General features: G+C 61.4%; 15 protein-coding genes. 4 read left to right on the top strand and 11 right to left on the bottom strand.

The genetic code is table 11. The annotated features are described in order from the left end of the window. Positions 1 to 41: 41 nt before the first annotated feature. From AC0V2Y_RS10950 to AC0V2Y_RS10925, 6 genes are all read right to left on the bottom strand, one after another. Positions 42 to 1490, bottom strand: a complete 1449-nt coding sequence (locus AC0V2Y_RS10950) for an amidohydrolase family protein (protein WP_475414199.1) — start codon at positions 1488 to 1490, stop codon at positions 42 to 44. Positions 1491 to 1527: 37 nt separating this feature from the next. After that, entirely contained in the window at positions 1528 to 2253 is a 726-nt protein-coding gene (locus tag AC0V2Y_RS10945) for an amino acid ABC transporter ATP-binding protein (RefSeq protein ID WP_475414200.1), read from the bottom strand. A gap of 19 nt (positions 2254 to 2272) precedes the next feature. Beyond that, the gene (locus AC0V2Y_RS10940; protein WP_475414201.1) at positions 2273 to 2965 is read right to left on the bottom strand and encodes an amino acid ABC transporter permease; all 693 of its coding nucleotides are present in this window, start codon (positions 2963 to 2965) and stop codon (positions 2273 to 2275) included. A 1-nt stretch (position 2966) separates the two neighbouring features. Further along, the gene (locus tag AC0V2Y_RS10935; RefSeq protein WP_475414202.1) at positions 2967 to 3716 is read right to left on the bottom strand and encodes an amino acid ABC transporter permease; all 750 of its coding nucleotides are present in this window, start codon (positions 3714 to 3716) and stop codon (positions 2967 to 2969) included. A 98-nt stretch (positions 3717 to 3814) separates the two neighbouring features. After that, positions 3815 to 4771, bottom strand: a complete 957-nt coding sequence (locus AC0V2Y_RS10930; RefSeq protein ID WP_475414203.1) for an amino acid ABC transporter substrate-binding protein — start codon at positions 4769 to 4771, stop codon at positions 3815 to 3817. A 195-nt stretch (positions 4772 to 4966) separates the two neighbouring features. Further along, positions 4967 to 6817, bottom strand: coding sequence for an ABCB family ABC transporter ATP-binding protein/permease (locus AC0V2Y_RS10925; RefSeq protein WP_475414204.1), 1851 nt, complete (start codon positions 6815 to 6817; stop codon positions 4967 to 4969). A 61-nt stretch (positions 6818 to 6878) separates the two neighbouring features. On the opposite strand from AC0V2Y_RS10925, the gene AC0V2Y_RS10920 reads away from it, so the two are divergent. Together AC0V2Y_RS10920 and AC0V2Y_RS10915 are read left to right on the top strand one after the other, a co-directional pair. Beyond that, the gene (locus tag AC0V2Y_RS10920) at positions 6879 to 7319 is read left to right on the top strand and encodes an acyl-CoA thioesterase (protein ID WP_475414205.1); all 441 of its coding nucleotides are present in this window, start codon (positions 6879 to 6881) and stop codon (positions 7317 to 7319) included. 21 nt (positions 7320 to 7340) lie between these two features. Beyond that, positions 7341 to 8930, top strand: a complete 1590-nt coding sequence (locus tag AC0V2Y_RS10915; protein ID WP_475414206.1) for an alkaline phosphatase D family protein — start codon at positions 7341 to 7343, stop codon at positions 8928 to 8930. A gap of 3 nt (positions 8931 to 8933) precedes the next feature. Here AC0V2Y_RS10915 and AC0V2Y_RS10910 read toward each other — a convergent pair whose 3' ends face one another. The 4 genes from AC0V2Y_RS10910 to AC0V2Y_RS10895 form a co-directional block, all read right to left on the bottom strand. After that, complete coding sequence (locus AC0V2Y_RS10910; protein WP_475414207.1) at positions 8934 to 10616, bottom strand: long-chain-fatty-acid--CoA ligase; 1683 nt, start codon at positions 10614 to 10616, stop codon at positions 8934 to 8936. A 54-nt stretch (positions 10617 to 10670) separates the two neighbouring features. After that, on the bottom strand, positions 10671 to 12353 hold the full coding sequence (locus tag AC0V2Y_RS10905; RefSeq protein ID WP_475414208.1) for a long-chain-fatty-acid--CoA ligase: 1683 nt from the start codon (positions 12351 to 12353) through the stop codon (positions 10671 to 10673). Between the two features lie 276 nt (positions 12354 to 12629). Beyond that, complete coding sequence (locus AC0V2Y_RS10900; protein WP_475414209.1) at positions 12630 to 13679, bottom strand: aminopeptidase; 1050 nt, start codon at positions 13677 to 13679, stop codon at positions 12630 to 12632. Position 13680: 1 nt separating this feature from the next. Next, positions 13681 to 15756 carry a molybdopterin-containing oxidoreductase family protein gene (locus tag AC0V2Y_RS10895; protein WP_475414210.1) on the bottom strand — a complete coding sequence of 692 codons (2076 nt, stop codon included), beginning with the start codon at positions 15754 to 15756 and terminating at the stop codon, positions 13681 to 13683. Positions 15757 to 15962: 206 nt separating this feature from the next. On the opposite strand from AC0V2Y_RS10895, the gene AC0V2Y_RS10890 reads away from it, so the two are divergent. Continuing rightward, positions 15963 to 17156, top strand: coding sequence for a M20 aminoacylase family protein (locus tag AC0V2Y_RS10890; protein ID WP_475414211.1), 1194 nt, complete (start codon positions 15963 to 15965; stop codon positions 17154 to 17156). Between the two features lies 1 nt (position 17157). Here the strand turns inward: AC0V2Y_RS10890 and AC0V2Y_RS10885 are convergent, their stop codons facing one another. Further along, positions 17158 to 18060 (bottom strand): NAD(P)-dependent oxidoreductase, encoded by a 903-nt coding sequence (locus AC0V2Y_RS10885; protein WP_475414212.1) that lies wholly within the window; start codon positions 18058 to 18060, stop codon positions 17158 to 17160. Between the two features lie 89 nt (positions 18061 to 18149). Between AC0V2Y_RS10885 and AC0V2Y_RS10880 the strand changes: the two genes are divergently transcribed. Further along, positions 18150 to 18722 carry an acyloxyacyl hydrolase gene (locus tag AC0V2Y_RS10880; protein ID WP_230539252.1) on the top strand — a complete coding sequence of 191 codons (573 nt, stop codon included), beginning with the start codon at positions 18150 to 18152 and terminating at the stop codon, positions 18720 to 18722. Positions 18723 to 19004 lie beyond the last annotated feature (282 nt).

Below are 19004 nucleotides of genomic sequence, written 5' to 3'. Positions count from 1 at the left end.
AACCGGCCGTCTTTGTCTTTACTAAAAAAGCACGAAGAGCATCAGGACTTGGCCGATGCCGTCTCCTGCTTGGCGACCCAGGCGCGGATCTCGGCCAGCATCTGATCCAGCTTGGCGCGGTCGTATACCTGGCCACGGCTGACCACCAGGCGGATCCGGCGCGTGGCGCCGATGTCCTGCAGCGGGTTCGCGTCGAGCACCAGCAAATCGGCCGCCTTGCCGGCCGCCACGCTGCCGTAGCGCTCCAGCTTGCCCAGGAAGCGGGGGCCGTTGATGACGGCCGACTGCAAGGCTTGCTGCGGCGTCAGCCCGTATTGCACGTACAGGCCGATTTCATCGTGCAGGGCCTGGCCCGGATAGTCGAAGGAATTCAAGAAGCCCGCGTCCGTGCCGGCGATGATGCTCACACCCTGCTGCTGCAAGATCGGCAGCAGCTTGGCCGATTGCTCGAACTGCGCGTGGCGCTGGGCGATAGCTTCCGGTCCATCCTTGGCAGCGCGCTGCACGCGCCAGTCGTAGGTGGCGCGCAAGCCTTTGCCGATATATTGCAGGGCCGGATCGTGCGTGTGGTCTTCGCGGTCCAGGTAAGCCGTCACGCGCGAGCCCCACAAGGTCGGCACGATGGCCGTGCCGCGCGCTGCCAGGTAGCTGAAGGCCTTGCGCGCCGTCGCCTCGTCGTAGCTTTGCAGGCTTTCGCGCATGGCCTCCTTGCCCGTCATCGTGCCGGCAGCCACCTTCTCCGTCAGCTCCTGTTCGCGTGGCGTCGTGGCGCGCAGCAGGTAGGATTGATGTTCGATCGTGCCCAGGCCCGCATCGGCCATCTGCGCCAGGGTCAGCTGCACGGGGATATGACCCGAAGTGCGCATGCCCCGCTCGCTCGCCTGGCGCAACGCTTCCAGGTAAAGCTCCGGCTTCAGGGTGTTTTCCGTGATCTTCACGAAGTCCACTTGCTGCGCCTGCAGGCCATCGAGCGCGCGCGTGACTTCCTGCGGCGTGCCCACTTCGATGGTGCCCTTCCACAGCGGCTTGATGCCTTCGAGCTTGGCGCCAGAGGTAAAGATCGTCGGGCCTGGCAGCTGGCCAGCGTTGATCTGCCGGCGCCATGCCAGCACCGTGTCGGGCAAGTCGCCCGAACAGTCGCGCACCGTGGTGATGCCGTGCGCCAGGTACAAGGGCAGCAGCTGCTTGTTCTCGTCGATCAGCTCGGGGCCGCCGCCGAAATGCACGTGCGTATCCCACAGACCCGGCATCAGGTATTTGCCGGGCAGACGGATGGTCCGCTTCGGCGCGTAGCTGCGCAGCTGCGCCTCATCGACGACGGCGACGATGCTGTCGCCCTTGAGCAGCACGGTCTTGCCCTTGACGGCGCGGCCACCGGCCACGTCGATCAGGGTGGCGTCGCGCAGGGCGATGTCGACGGCGATCTTGTCGGCCGCGTGGGCATGGGCCAGCAGGCCCAGCGCCAGCATGGCGCCGGCGAGGTGTTTCATGTCAGGCATTCGTACTCAACTTCAAGGTGATGGAAAATTAATGGATGATCTTGGCGAGGAAATCGCGCGCGCGGTCCGAGCGGGTCGTGTTGAAGAAGTCATCCTTGCTGCAATCCTCGATGATCTTGCCCTGGTCCATGAAGACGATGCGGTTGGCCACGCGCCGGGCAAAACCCATTTCGTGCGTGACGACCATCATCGTCATGCCTTCCTGCGCCAGGCCCACCATCACGTCGAGCACTTCGTTGATCATTTCCGGGTCGAGCGCCGATGTCGGCTCGTCGAACAGCATGGCGATCGGATCCATCGACAGCGCGCGGGCGATCGCCACGCGCTGCTGCTGGCCGCCCGACAGCTGGCCCGGGAATTTATCCTGCTGCGACAGCAGGCCCACGCGGTCCAGGTATTTCAAGCCCTTGGCATTGGCTTCGTCGGCGCTGCGGCCCAGCACCTTGATCTGGCCGATGGTCAGGTTTTCGCGGATCGACAAATGCGGAAACAGCTCGAAATTCTGGAACACCATGCCGATGCGCGCGCGCAGTTTCGACAGATTCGTTTTCGGATCGTTGACGGTGATGCCGTCGACGATGATCCGCCCCTGCTGGATCGGTTCGAGGCCGTTGACGGTCTTGATCAGGGTCGACTTGCCGGAGCCGGACGGGCCGCAAATAACCATCACGTCGCCCTTGTCGACATTGGTGGTGCAATCGGTCAGTACCTGGAACTGGCCATACCATTTGCTGACGTTATTGAGTTCAATCATCTTGTTCTTTCTTTTACGGTTAGCGAATGATGGCGACGCGTTTCTGCAGGCGTTTGACGAGGAACGACAAGGCGTAGCACAGCACGAAATACACGACGGCGACAAACACGTACATCTCCACCAGGCGGCCGTCGCGCTGGGCGATCTTCGAGGCGGCGCCGACGAAATCGGGAATCGACAGCACGTACACGAGCGACACGTCCTGGAACAGCACGATGGTCTGCGTCAGCAGCACCGGGATCATGTTGCGGAACGCTTGCGGCAGCACGATGAAGGCCATGGTCTGCGAGTAGTTCATGCCCAGCGCCTGGCCCGCCCACACCTGGCCGCGGGGAATCGACTGTATGCCGCTGCGCATGATCTCGCAATAGTAGGCCGCCTCGAACATGATGAAGGTGATCAGCGCGGAAGAAAACGCACCCACTTTCACGGGTTCGTTCGCGCCGATGATCCAGGCGGCGATATACGGCACGAGGAAGTAAAACCAGAAGATCACCAGCACCAGCGGGATCGAGCGTATCAGGTTGACGTAGGTCGACGCCACGCCCGAGATGAGGCGGCTGCCGGACAAGCGCATCAGCGCCAGCACGGTGCCCAGCACGATGCCGCCCACCATGGACAGCGCCGTCAGTTTCAGGGTAAACACCATGCCGGTCTGGAACAGGTAGACCCATGAGCGGGAGATGACATCGAAGTCGAAATTACCGAACATATCAGTGTCCTCCCGTCTTGGCGCCGGCGACGATGAAGCCGGGGATGGCGACCTTTTTCTCGATCAGGTGCATCAGCACCACCACCAGCAGGTTGACGACGATGTAGATGATGGTGGCGGCCGAAAACGCCTCGAACACTTGGAAGGAAAACTCCTGGATGGCGCGCGCGCTGGCCGTCAGTTCGATCAGGCCGATGGTCAGCGCCACGGAACTGTTCTTGATGATGTTCAAAAATTCGCTGGTCAGCGGCGGCAGGATGACGCGCGCGGCCATCGGCAGCAAAATGAAACGGTAGGTTTGCGGCAGGGTCAGGCCCAGTGCCGTGCCGGCCAGTTTCTGCCCGCGCGGCAGCGCCTCGATACCCGTCGTCACCTGCACGGCCACGCGCGAGGAGGTAAAAAAGCCCAGGCACAGCACGGCCGTGACGAACGGCGCATTCGGCAGCGACTTGACCCAGGCGCCCAGGTCAGGCGGCAGCAATTCCGGCATGACGAAATACCAGAGGAACATCTGCACCAGCAGCGGCACGTTGCGGAACAATTCGACGTAGGCATTGGCCACGCCCACCAGCCATTTATTCGGCAGGGTGCGGACGGTGCCGATCACCAGGCCCAATAGCAGCGCCATGATCCAGGCCGCACCGGCCGTGGCCAGGGTCCAGATCAGGCCGGACCACAAGGTGTCCATATACGTGCCCACGCCATCGGGAGAAATCTCCCAGAAAATGCGCCAATTCCAGTTGTAATTCATGATCATCCTTCGCATGCAGCCCGAGGACAGCGGCCAGCCGGCCACCCGTCCCGCAAATAAATCGGGAGGCTTGCGCCTCCCGGTTTGTTACGCAATCTTTACTTTTTCCGTTTGTCCGAAGTCTTCTGCGCTTCGGGCACGGCCGCATATGCCGCCGGGTCGCCCGAGTCGGTCGGATTCATGAACACGGCCTTCAGTTGCGGCGGCATGGGGAATTTCAGGTTGATGTTTTTCGGCGGAATCGGCGAGGTAAACCATTTCGCATAAATGCGGTTGATGTCGTCGCTCTTGTACAGGCGGATCAGCGCATCATCGACCACTTTCTTGAAGGCCGGGTCGCCCTTGCGCAGCATGATGCCGTACGGCTCGACGGACAACGCTTCCTTGGTGATTTCGTAGTCGTTCGGGTTCTTCGAGTTGGCCACCTGCGACGCCAGCAAGATGTCGTCATTGGCTTCGGCCACCGCGCGGCCCGTTTCCAGCATCAGGAACGACTCGGGATGATCCTTGCCGACGGCAATCGTCATGCCCAGGTTCTTTTCCTTGTTCAAAATCGTCATCTGCTTGATGGTCGACGTGCCGGCCGTGGCGACCAGGGTCTTGCCGCGCAAGTCTTCCAGCGTCTTGATGTTCGAGGATTTTTTCGACAGCACGCGGTTGCCGATGACGAACATGGTCGGGGCGAATGCCACCTGCTGCTGGCGCTCCAGGTTGTTCGTCGTCGAGCCGCATTCGAGGTCGATGGTGCCGTTGGCCATCAGCGGGATGCGGTTGGCCGACGTGACGGGGCTCATCACCACCTTCAGTTCGCTCATGCCCAGGTGTTTCTGCAAGGCCGTGACGACTTTCATGCACAGGTCGATCGAATAACCCTGGTATTGCTGCTTGTCATCGAGATAGGAGAAGGGCACGGAGCCGTCGCGCACGCCGAGGGTGACGGAACCGGCTTTCTTGATCTTGGCCAAGGTGCCGGTCAATTCCTGAGCCTGGACTGGCGACATGCTGCTGATGACGCCGACGCTGAGCAGCGTGGCGATGATTTTGGTCAATTTCATAAATTCTCCTGGGCGGACAAACGGGATGGACTCCGAACGAAACAACTGTGGTGCAGACGCCACCAATGGAATTAATTTTATTTCATTTTCAGCGCCGGACCAGCCGTTTTCTGCGATTGCCCTCAAATAGGCGCTATACGCGCGCCTGAATCGGCGCGGCTGTAGCATTTTTCCTACTGATTCCCCTTTGCCGATTTATTTTGCCGGCGCCAGCCCCGCCAACGCGTCCTCTTCCGCCTCATCGTCCCGATTCGCCTGCTGGCGTTGCCACATCTGCGCATACAGGCCATCCGCCGCCAGCAATTGCGGATGCGTGCCCCGCTCGACGATGCGGCCATGGTCGAGCACGAGGATTTGCTGGGCGTCTGCCACCGTCGACAAACGGTGCGCAATCACCAGGGTGGTGCGGTTTTTGGCAATCTCCTTCAGCTGCGACTGGATCGCCTGCTCGGCCTTCGAGTCGAGTGCCGAAGTGGCTTCATCGAAGATCAGGATGGCCGGGTCTTTCAGCAAGGTGCGGGCAATCGCCACGCGCTGCTTTTCGCCGCCCGACAGTTTTAAACCCCGCTCGCCCACCATGGAGTTATAACCATCTGGCAAGCTTTCAATAAAATCATGGATCGATGCGGCTTTGGCCGCCGCCACGATGGCCTCCTTGCTGGCGCCCGGCTTGCCGTAGGCGATGTTGTATTCGATGCTGTCGTTGAACAGCACCGTATCCTGCGGCACGATGCCGATGGCCGCGCGCAGGGAATCCTGCGTGATATTGCGCAAGTCCTGACCATCGATGGTGATGCCGCCGCCATCGACTTCATAGAAGCGGAACAGCAAGCGCGACAAGGTCGACTTGCCCGAGCCGCTGTGACCCACCACGGCCGTCGTGGTGCCGGCGGGGATCTGGAAATCCACGTCGAACAGGATTTGCCGCTTGGCTTCATAGCTGAAATCCACATGCGCGAAACGCACGGCCGCGCCCCGCGTGACGAGCGGCTTGGCGTCCGGTGTATCGGCGATTTCGCGGTTCTCGTTCAGCAGGGAAAACAGTCGCTCCATGTCGGCCAGGCTTTGCTTGATTTCGCGGTAAATGACGCCCAGGAAATTGAGGGGAATGTACAGCTGGATCATGAAGGCGTTGACCAGCACCAGGTCGCCCAGAGTCATCGTGCCGGCGATCACGCCCACCGTGGCGCGCCACAAAATCAAGGTAACGGCCGTGGCGATGATCAGCGACTGGCCCGTATTGAGCAAGGACAGGGAAGTCTGCGATTTCACGGCCGCCGATTCGTAGCGCTGCAAGCCCTCGTCGTAGCGCTTCGCTTCGTAATCCTCGTTGCCGAAATATTTCACGGTTTCATAGTTGATCAACGAATCGATGGCCTTGGTATTCGCCTTCGAGTCGAGGTCGTTCATGGTGCGGCGGAAATGCGTGCGCCAGTTCGTCACCAGCACGGTAAACGCGATGTACGACACCAGCGCCACCGCCGTGATCACGGTGAACCAGATGTCGTAATGCAAGACCAGATAACCGAGCACGAGGGTGATTTCCACCAGGGTCGGCAGGATGTTGAACAGGGTGTAGGAAATGAGCGAACCGACGCTGCGCGTGCCCCGTTCGATATCGCGCGTCATGCCGCCCGTCTGGCGGTTCAGGTGGAAGCGCAGGGACAAGGCATGCAGGTGGCGGAACACTTGCAGCGCGATGGTGCGCACGGCCCGCTGCGTGACGCGGGCAAACAGGAATTCACGCAATTCCGTAAACAAGGTGGTCGACAGGCGCAGCAAACCGTACGCCACCAGCAAGCCCACGGGCAGCACGAGCAGCGCTTGCGGGTGCGCCGCCGTGATCGTCATGGCGTCGACGAGTTTTTTCAGGATCAGGGGCACGCCCACGTTGGCCAGCTTGGCGCCGACCAGGCATAGCAGCGCCAGCAATACCCGCCATTTGTAGACCCACAGGTACGGCAGCAAGGTCTTGATGGTGGCGAAATCGCTGTGGCTGGCGGAAGCTGGCGAGCGGGGCGGAGGGGGAGTCTGGGAACGGCGCATGGCGAAGGTCGGCTTTTTATGGTTCAATCGCAGCAATTGTAGCCTTTCATGAGAATAAAAGATGAGCACCTCCCCCGCCCGCCCCGACAACTGCCTCGCCGCCGGCCTGCCCGCCGGAAAAATGCCGGAACTGCGCATGATGCCCGCGCCGTCCGACGCCAATGTGTACGGCGACGTCTTCGGCGGCTGGATCATGGCGCAAGTCGATATCGCCGGTTCCCTGCCGGCCACGCGGCGCGCCAACGGCCGTGTCGCCACCATCGCCGTCAATTCCTTCGTCTTCAAAAACCCCGTCTTCGTCGGCGATCTGCTCTCCTTCTACGCCGACATCGTCAAGGTGGGCAATACGTCGATCACCGTCAACGTGGAAGTGTATGCCGAGCGCAACCGGCTGCAGGCATGCATCGTGAAAGTCACGGAAGCGACCCTGATCTACGTGGCGACGGACTCCGACCGCAAGCCGCGCAAGGTGCCGCCGATCGAGACCTTATTGGCGTCCTGATTGTCGTAATCATTCCACACCATGGATAGCCAGCGCCGCATCTTCTTGCTAAGCGCTGCGCGCATCACGGCGCTGGCCGCGGCCGGCAGCCTGCTGTCAGGTTCCAGTGCCGGCGCCGCTACGCGCCTGAACGGCACGGGTTATCCGTTTGCGCTCGGCGTCGCTTCCGGTTCGCCCCTGCCGGACGCGGTCGTGCTGTGGACGCGTATCTGCTACGACCCGCTGCACGCAGCCGCCACGCCCGCCATCGCCCTGAACGTGCGCTGGGAAGTGGCCGAAGACGAGGCTTTCCGGCGCATCGCCGCCAAGGGGCAAGCGACGGCGACGCCCGCCCTCGCCCACAGCGTGCACGTCGACGCAGGCGGCCTGGCGCCCGGGCGCTGGTACTGGTACCGCTTCATGCTGGGCGACGCCGTCAGCCCCGTGGGCCGCACGCGCACGGCGCCCGAGCCCGGCTCCATGCCTGCCTCGCTGAAACTGGCCGTCGCCTCGTGCCAGCACTGGGAATTCGGCGCGTATGCGGCGCACCGCCACATTGCCGCGGCTGCGCCCGACCTGGTGGCCTTCCTGGGCGACTACATCTACGAATGGGGGCCGTATCAGCTGCAGCACCCGAGCCGGGCCGTGCGCACGCATGAAAGTTTTACGCTGGACGAGTACCGCGCCCGCTATGCGCAATACAAGAGCGACCGCGACTTGCAGGGCGCGCACCTGGCCGCACCGTGGATCGTCACCTGGGACGACCATGAAGTGGCCAACGATTACGGCAATGACCGCGACGAACTACTGACACCCACGTTCCTGCAGCGCCGCGCGGCCGCCTACCAGGCGTTTTATGAGCACATGCCGCTGCGCCTGCTGCCGCTGGGCAGAAGGGGCTTTGTCGACATGCGCATCTACCAACGCTACGACTGGGGCCGCCTGGCACGCTTCCACGTGCTGGACGACCGCCAATACCGCGCCTACCACGCCTGCGCCAGACCGGGCCGCGGCGGCTCGAATTCCGTCACCACGCGCAACTGCCCCGACTTGCGCAAGCCCGACCGCACCATGCTGGGCGAAGAACAGCAGCGCTGGCTGCAAACCGGTCTCGATGCATCTCCCGCGCGCTGGAATATCCTGGCCCAGCAAACCCTGATGGCGCAATCGAGCCAGGTGCCCATCCTGCGGCCCGGTGACGAACGCGTCTGGACCGATGGCTGGGATGGCTACCCGATGGCGCGCCAGCATCTGCTCGACGCCTTGCGCAGCAGCCAGGCCAGCAATCCGCTGGTGTTGTCGGGCGACGTGCACACCTTTTATGCGACCGAACTGAGCCGCAATGCCACGCGCCCCAGCAGCAAGGCCAATCCCGTGCTGGCGACCGAGTTTTGCGGCACCTCGATCACGTCCAGCTCCCGCCCGCAGGCGCGCACGGACCAGTACGTGGCGATGAACCCGCACATCCGTTACGGACGCAGCGACAAGCGCGGCTATATGTTGCTGGAAATCACGCCGGAGAAAACGACGACCCTGTTCCAGGGCCTGGAGAATGTGCGCGACAGCACTTCTGCCATCGCGACACTGGCCAGCTTTACCGTCCGGGACGGCAAGGCGGGCTTGCAAAGTTAAAGCCTAGGCAACCTTCTTTTCGTCGCGCAATTGACGGCGCAAGATCTTGCCGACATTGGTCTTCGGCAATTCATCGCGGAACTCGATGTATTTTGGTTTCTTGTAGGCCGTCAATTCATGCTTGCAATGCTCGCGGATCTGTTCCACCGTCAGGTTCGGGTCCTTGCGCACGACAAACACTTTCACGGCTTCGCCCGCGTTGGCGTCCGGCACGCCGATGCATGCGCATTCGAGCACGCCAGGGCACGACGCGACCACGTCTTCCACCTCGTTCGGATACACATTGAAGCCGGAGACGATGATCATGTCTTTCTTGCGGTCTACGATTTTTACATAGCCGCGCTCGTCCATGACGCCCACGTCGCCCGTCTTGAAGTAGCCGTCGGCCGTCATCGACTTGGCCGTCTCGTCCGGACGCTGCCAATATCCCGCCATCACTTGCGGGCCGCGCACGGCGATTTCGCCCGGCTCGCCCAGCGGCACTTCCACGCCGTCGTCGTTGAGAATCGCCACTTCCGTCGACGGGAAAGGCAAGCCGATGGTGCCCGTGAATTCCGTGATATCGACGCGGTTGCCCGTCACCACGGGTGATGTTTCCGACATGCCATAGCCTTCGATCAGCGGGCAACCCGTCAGTTTCAGCCAGCGTTCGGCCACGTTGCGCTGCAGGGCCATGCCGCCGCCATTGCACACCTTGTAGCTGGAAAAATCGAGCTTGGCGAAGTCGGCATTGTTCAGCAGCGCGTTATACAAGGTATTGACGGCCGGGAAGACGACGATCTTGTGCTTGCTCAATTCCTTGACGAAGCCGGGGATGTCGCGCGGATTCGGAATCAGCACGCTCATGCCACCCAGACGCATGCCCATCAGGGCGCTGACCGTCAGCGAATAGATGTGATACAGGGGCAAGGCGCACATGAAGCCCATCGAGGTGGCACGCATTTCAGGCGTCATCACGGGCGACATCCACGCCTCGTTCTGCAGCACGTTGGCGATCACGTTACGGTGCAACAACATCGCGCCTTTCGACACGCCCGTCGTGCCGCCCGTGTATTGCAGGAAGACGATATCGTCATGCCCCTGCTGCACCGGCGTCAAGGTCAAGCGGGCACCCTCGGCCAGCACCTTGTTGAAGCTGATGGCGTTCGGCAAGGAGAACGCGGGCACCATTTTCTTGATCTTGCGCACGACGAAGTTGACGATGGTCCCCTTCAAGCCGCCCAGCAAGTCGCCCATGGTGGCCACGATCACGTGCTTGACCTGGGTATGCGGCAGCACCTGCTCGACCGTGGTGGCGAAGTTTTCCAGCACGATGATCGCTTCGCTGCCCGAATCGATCAGCTGGTGCTGCAGTTCGCGCGGCGTGTACAGCGGATTGACGTTCACCACCGTATAGCCGGCGCGCAGGATCGCCGCCATGGCCACCGGATATTGCAGCACGTTCGGCAGCATGATCGCCACGCGTGCACCCCGTTGCAGGCCCTTGCTTTGCAGCCAGGCGCCCATCTGCTGCGACAGCTGGTCGAGCTCGCGATAGGTAAGGAATTTATCCATGCACACGAAAGCGTTACGGTCCGCGTATTTCTGGAACGACTCTTCCAGCAAATGCGTGACGGAACGGTATTGCGTGCAATCAATCTCTGCGGGAACGCTGTCCGGGTACGACTTCAACCAAATCTTGTCCATCTCGCCTCATCTTTATCTGTAAAAGGGATGCGCCCCCTGGCGCATCCACATTGTTTATGCTGCTATCTTTTTCTCGTCGCGCAAGGCGCGGCGCAAAATCTTGCCGACGTTGGTCTTCGGCAATTCATCGCGGAATTCGATGTATTTCGGCCGCTTGTAGCCGGTGAACTGCTCCTTGCAGTACGCGGCCAGCACTTCCTGGGTCAGGTTCGGATCCTTGCGCACAACAAACACTTTCACGGCCTCGCCCGAGTGTTCGTCCGGCACGCCCACGCACGCGCACTCGAGCACGCCTGGATGGGCCGCAATGACGGCCTCGACTTCATTCGGATACACGTTGAAGCCGGAGACGAGGATCATGTCTTTCTTGCGGTCCACGATCTTCACGTAGCCGCGCTCATCCATGATGCCCACGTCGCCCGATTTGAAGTAGCCGTCCGGCGTCATGACCTTGGCCGTCTCATCGGGACGGTTCCAGTAGCCGCTCATCACTTGCGGGCCACGGATGGCGATCTCGCCCGTCTGGCCCAGCGGCACTTCCTTGCCGTCATCGTCGAGGATGGCGATATCGGTCGATGGCACGGGCAAGCCGATGGTGCCGGAAAACGCCGTGCTGTCGGCACGGTTGCAGGTGGCGACGGGCGACGTTTCCGATAAGCCATAGCCTTCGATGATGGACACGCCCGTCACCTGCAGCCACTTGTCGTTGACGGCTTGCTGTACCGCCATGCCGCCGCCATTGGCGATCTTCAAGCCCGAGAAATCGAGCTTGGCGAAGTCGGGATGATTGACCAGCGCGTTATACAGCGTATTGACCGCCGGCAGCAGGTTGAACTTGTATTTGCCCAATTCCTTGATCAGGCCCGGGATATCGCGCGGATTCGGGATCAGGATATTCAGGGCGCCCACGCGCGTGCCCCACATGGCGCAGGCCGTCAGCGCAAAGATGTGATACAGCGGCAAGGCGCAGACGACGATCATCTGTTCCTTGCTGTTCTGGTCGAGCGCCGCGCCCGACCACGCTTCGCTCTGCAGCACATTGGCGATCACATTGCGGTGGCTTAAGGTCGCGCCTTTCGACACGCCCGTGGTGCCGCCCGTGTATTGCAGGAAAGCGGCGTCGTTGATGCTCAGCTCGACGGGCGTGAGCTTCATGCGGCTGCCCAGCTCCAGCGCCTGCTTGAAGCGCATGGCGTTCGGCAAGGAATACGCGGGCACCATCTTCTTGACGTTGCGCACGACAAAATTGACGATCATGCCCTTCAAGCCGCCCAGCATCTCCCCCATGCTGGCGACGACGATGTGCTTGACGGCCGTCTTGCTCAGCACTTGCTCGAGCGTATGGGCAAAGTTTTCCAGCACGATGATGGCTTCGCTGCCCGAATCGTTCAGCTGGTGCTCGAGTTCGCGCGGCGTATACAAAGGGTTGACGTTGACCACCGTGTAGCCGGCGCGCAGCACGGCGGCGATCGCGACCGGATACTGCAGCACGTTCGGCATCATCAGGGCGACACGCGCCCCCTTCTTCAGGCCGCGGCTTTGCAGCCAGGCACCCAGCTGACGCGAATAGGTATCGAGTTCGGCATAGGTGAGAAACTTGTCCATGCAGACATAGGCATTGCGGTCCGCATATTTTTGAAACGCTTCTTCCAGCAAATGCACCAGCGAACGATATTGATCAGGATCGATGTCGGCGGGGACGCCGGGAGGGTACGACTTCAGCCAAATTTTGTCCATCCTGTGCCTCTTGTCTCGAATAATCGTGGGGGAGCCGGCGCACCCTGCCGGCGCGGATCATCGCTGCGGATTCTGTCGTCCTGCAGTCAGTTTGAGCATTCTGACGAGCAATTGCTCTATGCTACTAATGCGATGCTATCGGGCGCCGCGCTTCCATGCAAGCGCTTTCAACAGTATTCGAGCGGCAACTCTAGGGCCTTTTTATGCTGCATTGCAGCATGATAAATACGCTGTTACCGAATCGCTTGCCTCGGCATACGGGACAATCTTTACGGGTCAGGGGCTGGACAATTGTTCCAGCGCATGCCTGCGCTCAGGCTTCTTGAGCTGGGCCATTGTGTGCACCGCAGCATAAAAAGCACGAAAGTTCTTTTTTTCTTCCAGCAATTTTTTGAAGGCAGGCAAAAATTCATTGTAGGTAGACACGGAAGCCAGGTGCGCATTGCTCAATGGCTGCTCGAACCAGCGGTCGTAACCGGCAAAACCGCCCCAGTTTTGCTTGAGCACCTGATACGCGTCTTGCAATGCCGCAAACACCTGCGCCTTGCGCGCGCGCTTCTCCGCAGCGCCGGCCTCGCTCGCATACACGGCTTCCAGTTTGCCCCGGTATGTCAGCAGCAAGGCCAGAAAATCCTGGCGCCGCGCCGCATACTGCGCGTACGACGCGCGCATGGCGTCATTGCCCTCGCGCGCCAGCCAGCGCTGCACGCCCGCCTCTTCCACGGCGCTGGCGAACGACTCGTTGAAGGCCGAATCGCCGGGCACGTACACCACCTGGTGCGCCAGTTCATGGAAAATCAGGCGCGCCAGTTCCGCATCGTTGTAGTTGATAAAGGTCGACAGCAAGGGATCGTCGAACCAGCCCAGGGTGGAATACGCGGGCACGCCGCCCACCTGCACGTCGTAATGCAGGGCGCGCAACTCGTCGGCATACGCTAGCGCCTCGTCCTTGCTGTAATAGCCGCGGTAATTGACGCAGCCGGCGATGGGAAAACACCATTGCAGCGGCTGCAGCGACAATTCCGGCGTGGCCACCACGTTCCACAGCACGAACGGGCGCCGCAGGGACGCGTAGTTCTTGTAGCTGCCATTGTCCGGTAAATCCAGTTCGCTGACGGCAAAGCGGCGGATCTGCTGCGCCTTGGCCAGGCGCACTTTCAGGCGCGGTTCGGTGGCCGGATCATCGAGCCAGTCACCGATGGGGCGCGCGCCGGACCACAGCGCATATTGCCCCTGCGCCGCCTGCGTGTAGTAGCGCAGCTGCGTGCAGCCGCCCAGCGGCAGGCACAGCATGCCGACAAGCAGGCGGGCCGGCCAGCGCGCCATGTCAGGCAGCCTTTTCCACTTCGACCAGCGTATCGTAAAACGTCGGCGCGCGGCCCATGTCCGTCAGGCGCTGGCTCGTCACTTCATTGGCGTTCTTGCCATCGCTGGCGAGTTTCTTCCACCACACGGACAAGCCCACCACCAGGCCTTTTCTCGCCTTGTCCGTGACCCTGGCCTTGGCGACAAAACTGCCACGGTCATTGAAGATGCGCACCATGTCGCCGGCCGCGATGCCACGCGCGGCGCAGTCGTCGGGATGGATGTCGAGGTGCGGCTCGCCTTCGGCCGCGCGCAGGCTTTTCACGTTCACAAAGGTGGAATTGAGGAAATTGCGCGCTGGCGGGGAAATCATGGCCAGCGGGAAGCGCGCCGCCAGCGCGGGATTGCTGGCTTGCGATTCGTGCGGCGCGATATACGTGGGCAAGGGATCGAGTCCCGCCTGCGCCATGGCGCTGGAATAAAATTCGCACTTGCCCGATGGCGTGGGGAAACCACCTTCGGCAAATGGCGCCTCGGGCATGGCCAGCTTTTGCCAGCCCCTGCGTTTCAGCGATTCCCAGTCGAAATGCACGGCACGGGCATCCGTCGCATCGAAGGCCTTGGCCGCCAGCGCATCGTCGCTTTCCTGGAAGCATGGATCATCAAAACCCATGTATTGGGCCAGCAGGCGGAAGATTTCCGTATTCGCCTTCGCTTCGCCCAGCGGCGCCACGGCCGCGTTGTTCGCCATCATGTACAGATGGCCGTAGGTGGAATGCGCATCGACGTGTTCCAGCTGCGTGGTGGCGGGCAACACGATGTCCGCGTAATCGACGGTATCGGTCTGGAAGTGTTCGAGCACGACCGTAAAAAGGTCTTCGCGGGCAAAACCCTGCGCCACTTTCGAGGAATCGGGCGCCACCGCCAGCGGATTCGAGTTGTAGACGATCACGGCTTCCACTTGCGGGCCAAATTCGGGCGAGCTTTCTTTTAATAAATCATCGCCGATGGTGCTCATGTTGATGGTACGCGGCGTGCCTTTCAACAAATCAGGGCGCTGCAGGGCCTTGCGGTTGACGGGGAAGGAACCCGAGCTCGACAGTTGCATGCCGCCGGCCGGATGGCGCCAGGCGCCCGTCAGGGCCGGCAGGCAGGCGATATTGCGCACGGCCATGCCGCCGCCATGCACGCGTTGCACGCCGTAGTTGGTGCGGATGGCGGCACCCTCGCCAGAGCGGCACGCCTGGCCGTACAGGCGCGCCAGTTCCACCACTTCCGTGGCCGTGATGCCGCACACCTCGGCCACGCGCTCGGGCGGCCATTCCAAAGCGCGCTGTTTCAAGGCATCGTAGCCGACCGTGTAGCGTTCGATGTAATCATGGTCGACCAGGTCTTCGGTGATCAAAACATGCATCAAGCCCAGCGCCAGGGCCGCATCGGTGCCCGGCAGCAAGGCGATATGCTGGTGGCATTTTTCAGCCGTCAGCGAGCGGTACGGGTCGATGGCGATCAGGGTGGCGCCATGGCGCTTGGCTTCCTGCGCCCGCATCCAGAAGTGCAGGTTCGAGGCGATGGGGTTGCCGCCCCAGATGATGATCAATTTGGCGTTCTGGAACTGCTCCAGGTCCGTGCCGATGCTGGCGCCCACCGTATAGCGGTAGCCCGTGGCGCCGGCCGAGGCGCAGATGGTGCGGTCCAGCAGGGAAGCGCCCAGCTGGTTGAAGAAACGCGAGGACATCGATTCGCCCTGCACCAGGCCCATGGTGCCGCAGTAGCTGTACGGCAAGATCGCCTGCGGATCGCGCGCGGCGATCGGCTTCAAGCGGGCCGCGATGGTCTGCAATGCCTCTTCCCAGCTGATGCGTTCGAACTTGCCTTCCCCCTTCTTGCCCACGCGGCGCAGCGGATGCAGCAGCCGGTCCGCATGATAGGTGCGCTCCGTGAAGCGCGATACCTTCGTGCACAGCACGCCAGCCGTGGTCGGGTGGTCAGGATCGCCCTTGACGGCGGTGGCCACGCCATCGGTCACGGTGACCAGCAAGGCGCAGGTATCGGGGCAATCGAGCGGGCAGGCGGCGCGCACTTGGGTGGTGGTCATCGGGCAATCCAAAAACGTTGGGGGAAGGCGATACTGTAAACCATTCCGCGCGCTTGCTGTTGGCGCCGTGGCAAGCACGTCCGTGCGCTGGATTTACCCGGCAAACAAGGGCTACAATGCACTATTAGCCGCGCCTGTTTTTGATCAAACAAGCGCGGTCCGGCGCGCCATACATTGCTGCGTGCCAGCATCCACAGGAGAGTCCCATGAAACTAGTTGATCCGATCTTGGCGTTTCAATCCGAACTGCAAGGTATCCGCCGCGACCTGCATGCGCACCCCGAGCTGTGCTACGAAGAACAGCGCACCTCGGACGTCGTCGCCGCCAAACTGACGGAGTGGGGCATTCCCGTGGTACGCGGCCTGGGCCGCACTGGCGTGGTCGGCATCATCCAGCATGGCAGCTCCAAGCGTGCCATCGGCCTGCGCGCCGACATGGATGCCTTGCCCATGCAGGAAATGAATACCTTCGAGCATGCCTCGCGCCACCCGGGCAAGATGCACGCCTGCGGCCACGACGGCCATACGGCCATGCTGCTCGGTGCGGCCCATTACCTGGCGCAACACCGCAACTTCGATGGCACGGTCTACCTCGTCTTCCAGCCGGCCGAAGAAGGCGGCGCAGGCGCGCGCGAAATGATAGCAGACGGCTTGTTCACCCGCTTTCCCATGGATGCCATCTACGGCATGCACAACTGGCCAGGCGCGGAAACGGGCACCCTGAGCGTGGTGGAAGGGCCGATGATGGCGTCGAGCAATGAATTCCACGTCACCGTCAAGGGCAAGGGCGCCCACGCGGCCCAGCCCCACAAGGGCATCGATCCCGTGATGGTGGCCGTGCAGATCGCGCAAAGCTGGCAAACCGTCATCACGCGCAACAAGAGCCCGCTCGACACGGCCGTGCTGTCGATCACGCAAATCCATGCGGGCAGCGCCACCAATGTGATTCCCGACGATGCCAGTCTGGTCGGCACCGTGCGTACCTTCACCACGCCCGTGCTGGACCTGATCGAAGCGCGCATGCGCGACATCGCCGTGCACACGGCCGCCGCTTTTGGCGCGGAAGTCGATTTCCACTTCAAGCGCAACTATCCGCCGCTGGTCAACCATGCGAAAGAAACGGCGTTTGCCGTCGACGTGATGAAAAGCGTGGTGGGCGCCGACAAGGTCAACGCGAATGTCGAACCGACCATGGGCGCGGAAGATTTCGCGTTTTTCCTACAAGAAAAAGCCGGCTGCTACATCTTTATCGGCAATGGCGATGGCGAGCACCGCGACGGCGGCCACGGCCTGGGGCCGTGCGTCTTGCACAATGGCAGCTACGACTTCAACGACAATCTGCTGCCGATCGGCGCCAGTTTCTGGGTCAAGCTGGCCGAAGCGAGCCTGCCCGTCGCTTGATTCAGCTCAACTTATCCGGACCGGTGCCCAAGCGCTGGCCCGGATTCAACGCTTCCAGGGCCAACAAGGCAGCCGCGTGGTCTGCCGTCGGGTGGCTCATGGCGAGGGTATCATAGCGCTGCGTCACCAGTTGCGTCACCGGCAAGGTGACGTGCGCCGCTTCCGCTGCCGCGAGGATGTTGTGCATATCCTTGATCTGACTTTTCACCTGCCCGCCCGCAACAAAATTGCGCTCCAGCATACGCTGGCCATGCACCTCCAGAATCTTGCTCTCCGCAAAACCACCGCGGATGGCTGCCCGTACGGCGGCCGCATCCGCGCCAGCCGCCTGGGCCAGCAGCAAGGCTTCCGCCACGATATTCAGGGTCGCGCCGACGATCAGCTGATTGCACAGCTTGGCAACTTGGCCACTGCCGGGTGGCCCCACCAGGGTCGGGCGCCCCATCGCCGCCAGGATAGTTTCCACGCGCGCGTAATCGCCGGCGCTGGCGCCTGCCATGATGGCCAGAGTACCCGCCTGTGCCCCGCCGACGCCACCCGACACGGGCGCATCGATGAAGCCATGGCCTGCGGCATGCAAAGTGGCATGAAATTGCCGGGCTTCCGATTGCTTGGTAGAACTCATATCGATCCAGATCGCGCCAGCGGGCAGGACCGGCAGCGCCTCTTGCAGTAGCTGCGCCACGATGGGACCGGCTTCCAGCATCGAGATGACCACGTCCGCGCCATTGACCGCCTCAGGCACGGATACGGCCGGCTGCGCCCCTGCCGCACGCAGGACTTGGGCCTTGCTGTGCGTGCGATTCCAAATTGTGACAGAATATCCAGCGCGTAGCAGGCAGCGGACCATCGGATCCCCCATCAGACCGATACCGAGAAATGCGATTTTTGTAGAGAATGTCAATTGAACCCCTGAAATCAACAAGTGGCGAGAGCGGCATGCAAAAAAGCTGCCTGCGCAGACAAGACAATAGCCTATCGGCCAATTTTACGATGAAAGCCTCTATGTTCTTCAAGAAGAATCTCCTCAAATCCATCGCCGCCGTTGCCGCGCTGATGGCGGCCAACGCCGGCTTTGCCGCCGACGACAAGCTGATCGACTCCGTCTACGGCGAATATGCCAAGGGCGTGAAGGTACAAATGGTACGCGCCGGCGTGACCTCGAACTGGGATAAGGCCTGGTTTGTATCGAATGGCACGCAGCTGAGCGGTTACTGGGATGCCAGCATCGGCGGCTGGGATGGCAAGAGCTATCGCAACGTCCCTGGACAGCATCAAAAACTGTGGGACCTGGGCTTTACCCCTGTGTTCCGCTTTGAAAATACAAATAAGCTGGGCTTCTATGCGGAAGGCGGCATTGGCGTACACATGCTGTCCAAGCTGTACGACAACGACGATAACCGCCTGTCGACCCACTTCCAGTTCGGCGACCATATCGGCGTCGGCTATATCTTCAATAACAAATGGGAAGTCGCTGCGAAGATCCAGCATTTCTCGAACGGCGGTTACAAGAAACCGAATAGCGGCGTCAATTACATGAACGTCAAAGTCGCTTATCACTTTTAATGGGTTTGATAAATGACAAAGGCAGCGCGCAGCGCTGCTTTTTTTTTCGTCTGCTGAACAGCCGGGGGCAGTCCCCCACACACTGACCGTCGGTCGGCGGATCGGCGTAGGTCGGCGTAGGTCGGCTTAGCGCAGCGTAAGCCGACAGCACCAGCGGCGCATCCAACCGCCAGACGAAAAAAAACCCGCCAATTGCTTGACGGGTTTTTCTCTTACTGCGAATAACAAGCCTGACGATAACCTACTTTCACACTGGTTGCAGCACTATCATCGGCGCAAAGT

The organism is Janthinobacterium sp. BHSEK, from assembly GCF_056174685.1.
This window is presented reverse-complemented; position numbering and strand designations above follow the sequence as displayed.

Coding starts and splice junctions, on each gene's coding strand:
- AC0V2Y_RS10915 (WP_475414206.1), top strand. CDS start 7,341: ATGGATAGCCAGCGCCGCATCTTCTTGCTAAGCGCTGCGCGCATCACG.
- AC0V2Y_RS10905 (WP_475414208.1), bottom strand. CDS start 12,353: ATGGACAAAATTTGGCTGAAGTCGTACCCTCCCGGCGTCCCCGCCGAC.
- AC0V2Y_RS10895 (WP_475414210.1), bottom strand. CDS start 15,756: ATGACCACCACCCAAGTGCGCGCCGCCTGCCCGCTCGATTGCCCCGAT.
- AC0V2Y_RS10920 (WP_475414205.1), top strand. CDS start 6,879: ATGAGCACCTCCCCCGCCCGCCCCGACAACTGCCTCGCCGCCGGCCTG.
- AC0V2Y_RS10930 (WP_475414203.1), bottom strand. CDS start 4,771: ATGAAATTGACCAAAATCATCGCCACGCTGCTCAGCGTCGGCGTCATC.
- AC0V2Y_RS10950 (WP_475414199.1), bottom strand. CDS start 1,490: ATGAAACACCTCGCCGGCGCCATGCTGGCGCTGGGCCTGCTGGCCCAT.
- AC0V2Y_RS10935 (WP_475414202.1), bottom strand. CDS start 3,716: ATGAATTACAACTGGAATTGGCGCATTTTCTGGGAGATTTCTCCCGAT.
- AC0V2Y_RS10940 (WP_475414201.1), bottom strand. CDS start 2,965: ATGTTCGGTAATTTCGACTTCGATGTCATCTCCCGCTCATGGGTCTAC.
- AC0V2Y_RS10880 (WP_230539252.1), top strand. CDS start 18,150: ATGAAAGCCTCTATGTTCTTCAAGAAGAATCTCCTCAAATCCATCGCC.
- AC0V2Y_RS10910 (WP_475414207.1), bottom strand. CDS start 10,616: ATGGACAAGATTTGGTTGAAGTCGTACCCGGACAGCGTTCCCGCAGAG.
- AC0V2Y_RS10945 (WP_475414200.1), bottom strand. CDS start 2,253: ATGATTGAACTCAATAACGTCAGCAAATGGTATGGCCAGTTCCAGGTA.
- AC0V2Y_RS10925 (WP_475414204.1), bottom strand. CDS start 6,817: ATGCGCCGTTCCCAGACTCCCCCTCCGCCCCGCTCGCCAGCTTCCGCC.
- AC0V2Y_RS10900 (WP_475414209.1), bottom strand. CDS start 13,679: ATGGCGCGCTGGCCGGCCCGCCTGCTTGTCGGCATGCTGTGCCTGCCG.
- AC0V2Y_RS10890 (WP_475414211.1), top strand. CDS start 15,963: ATGAAACTAGTTGATCCGATCTTGGCGTTTCAATCCGAACTGCAAGGT.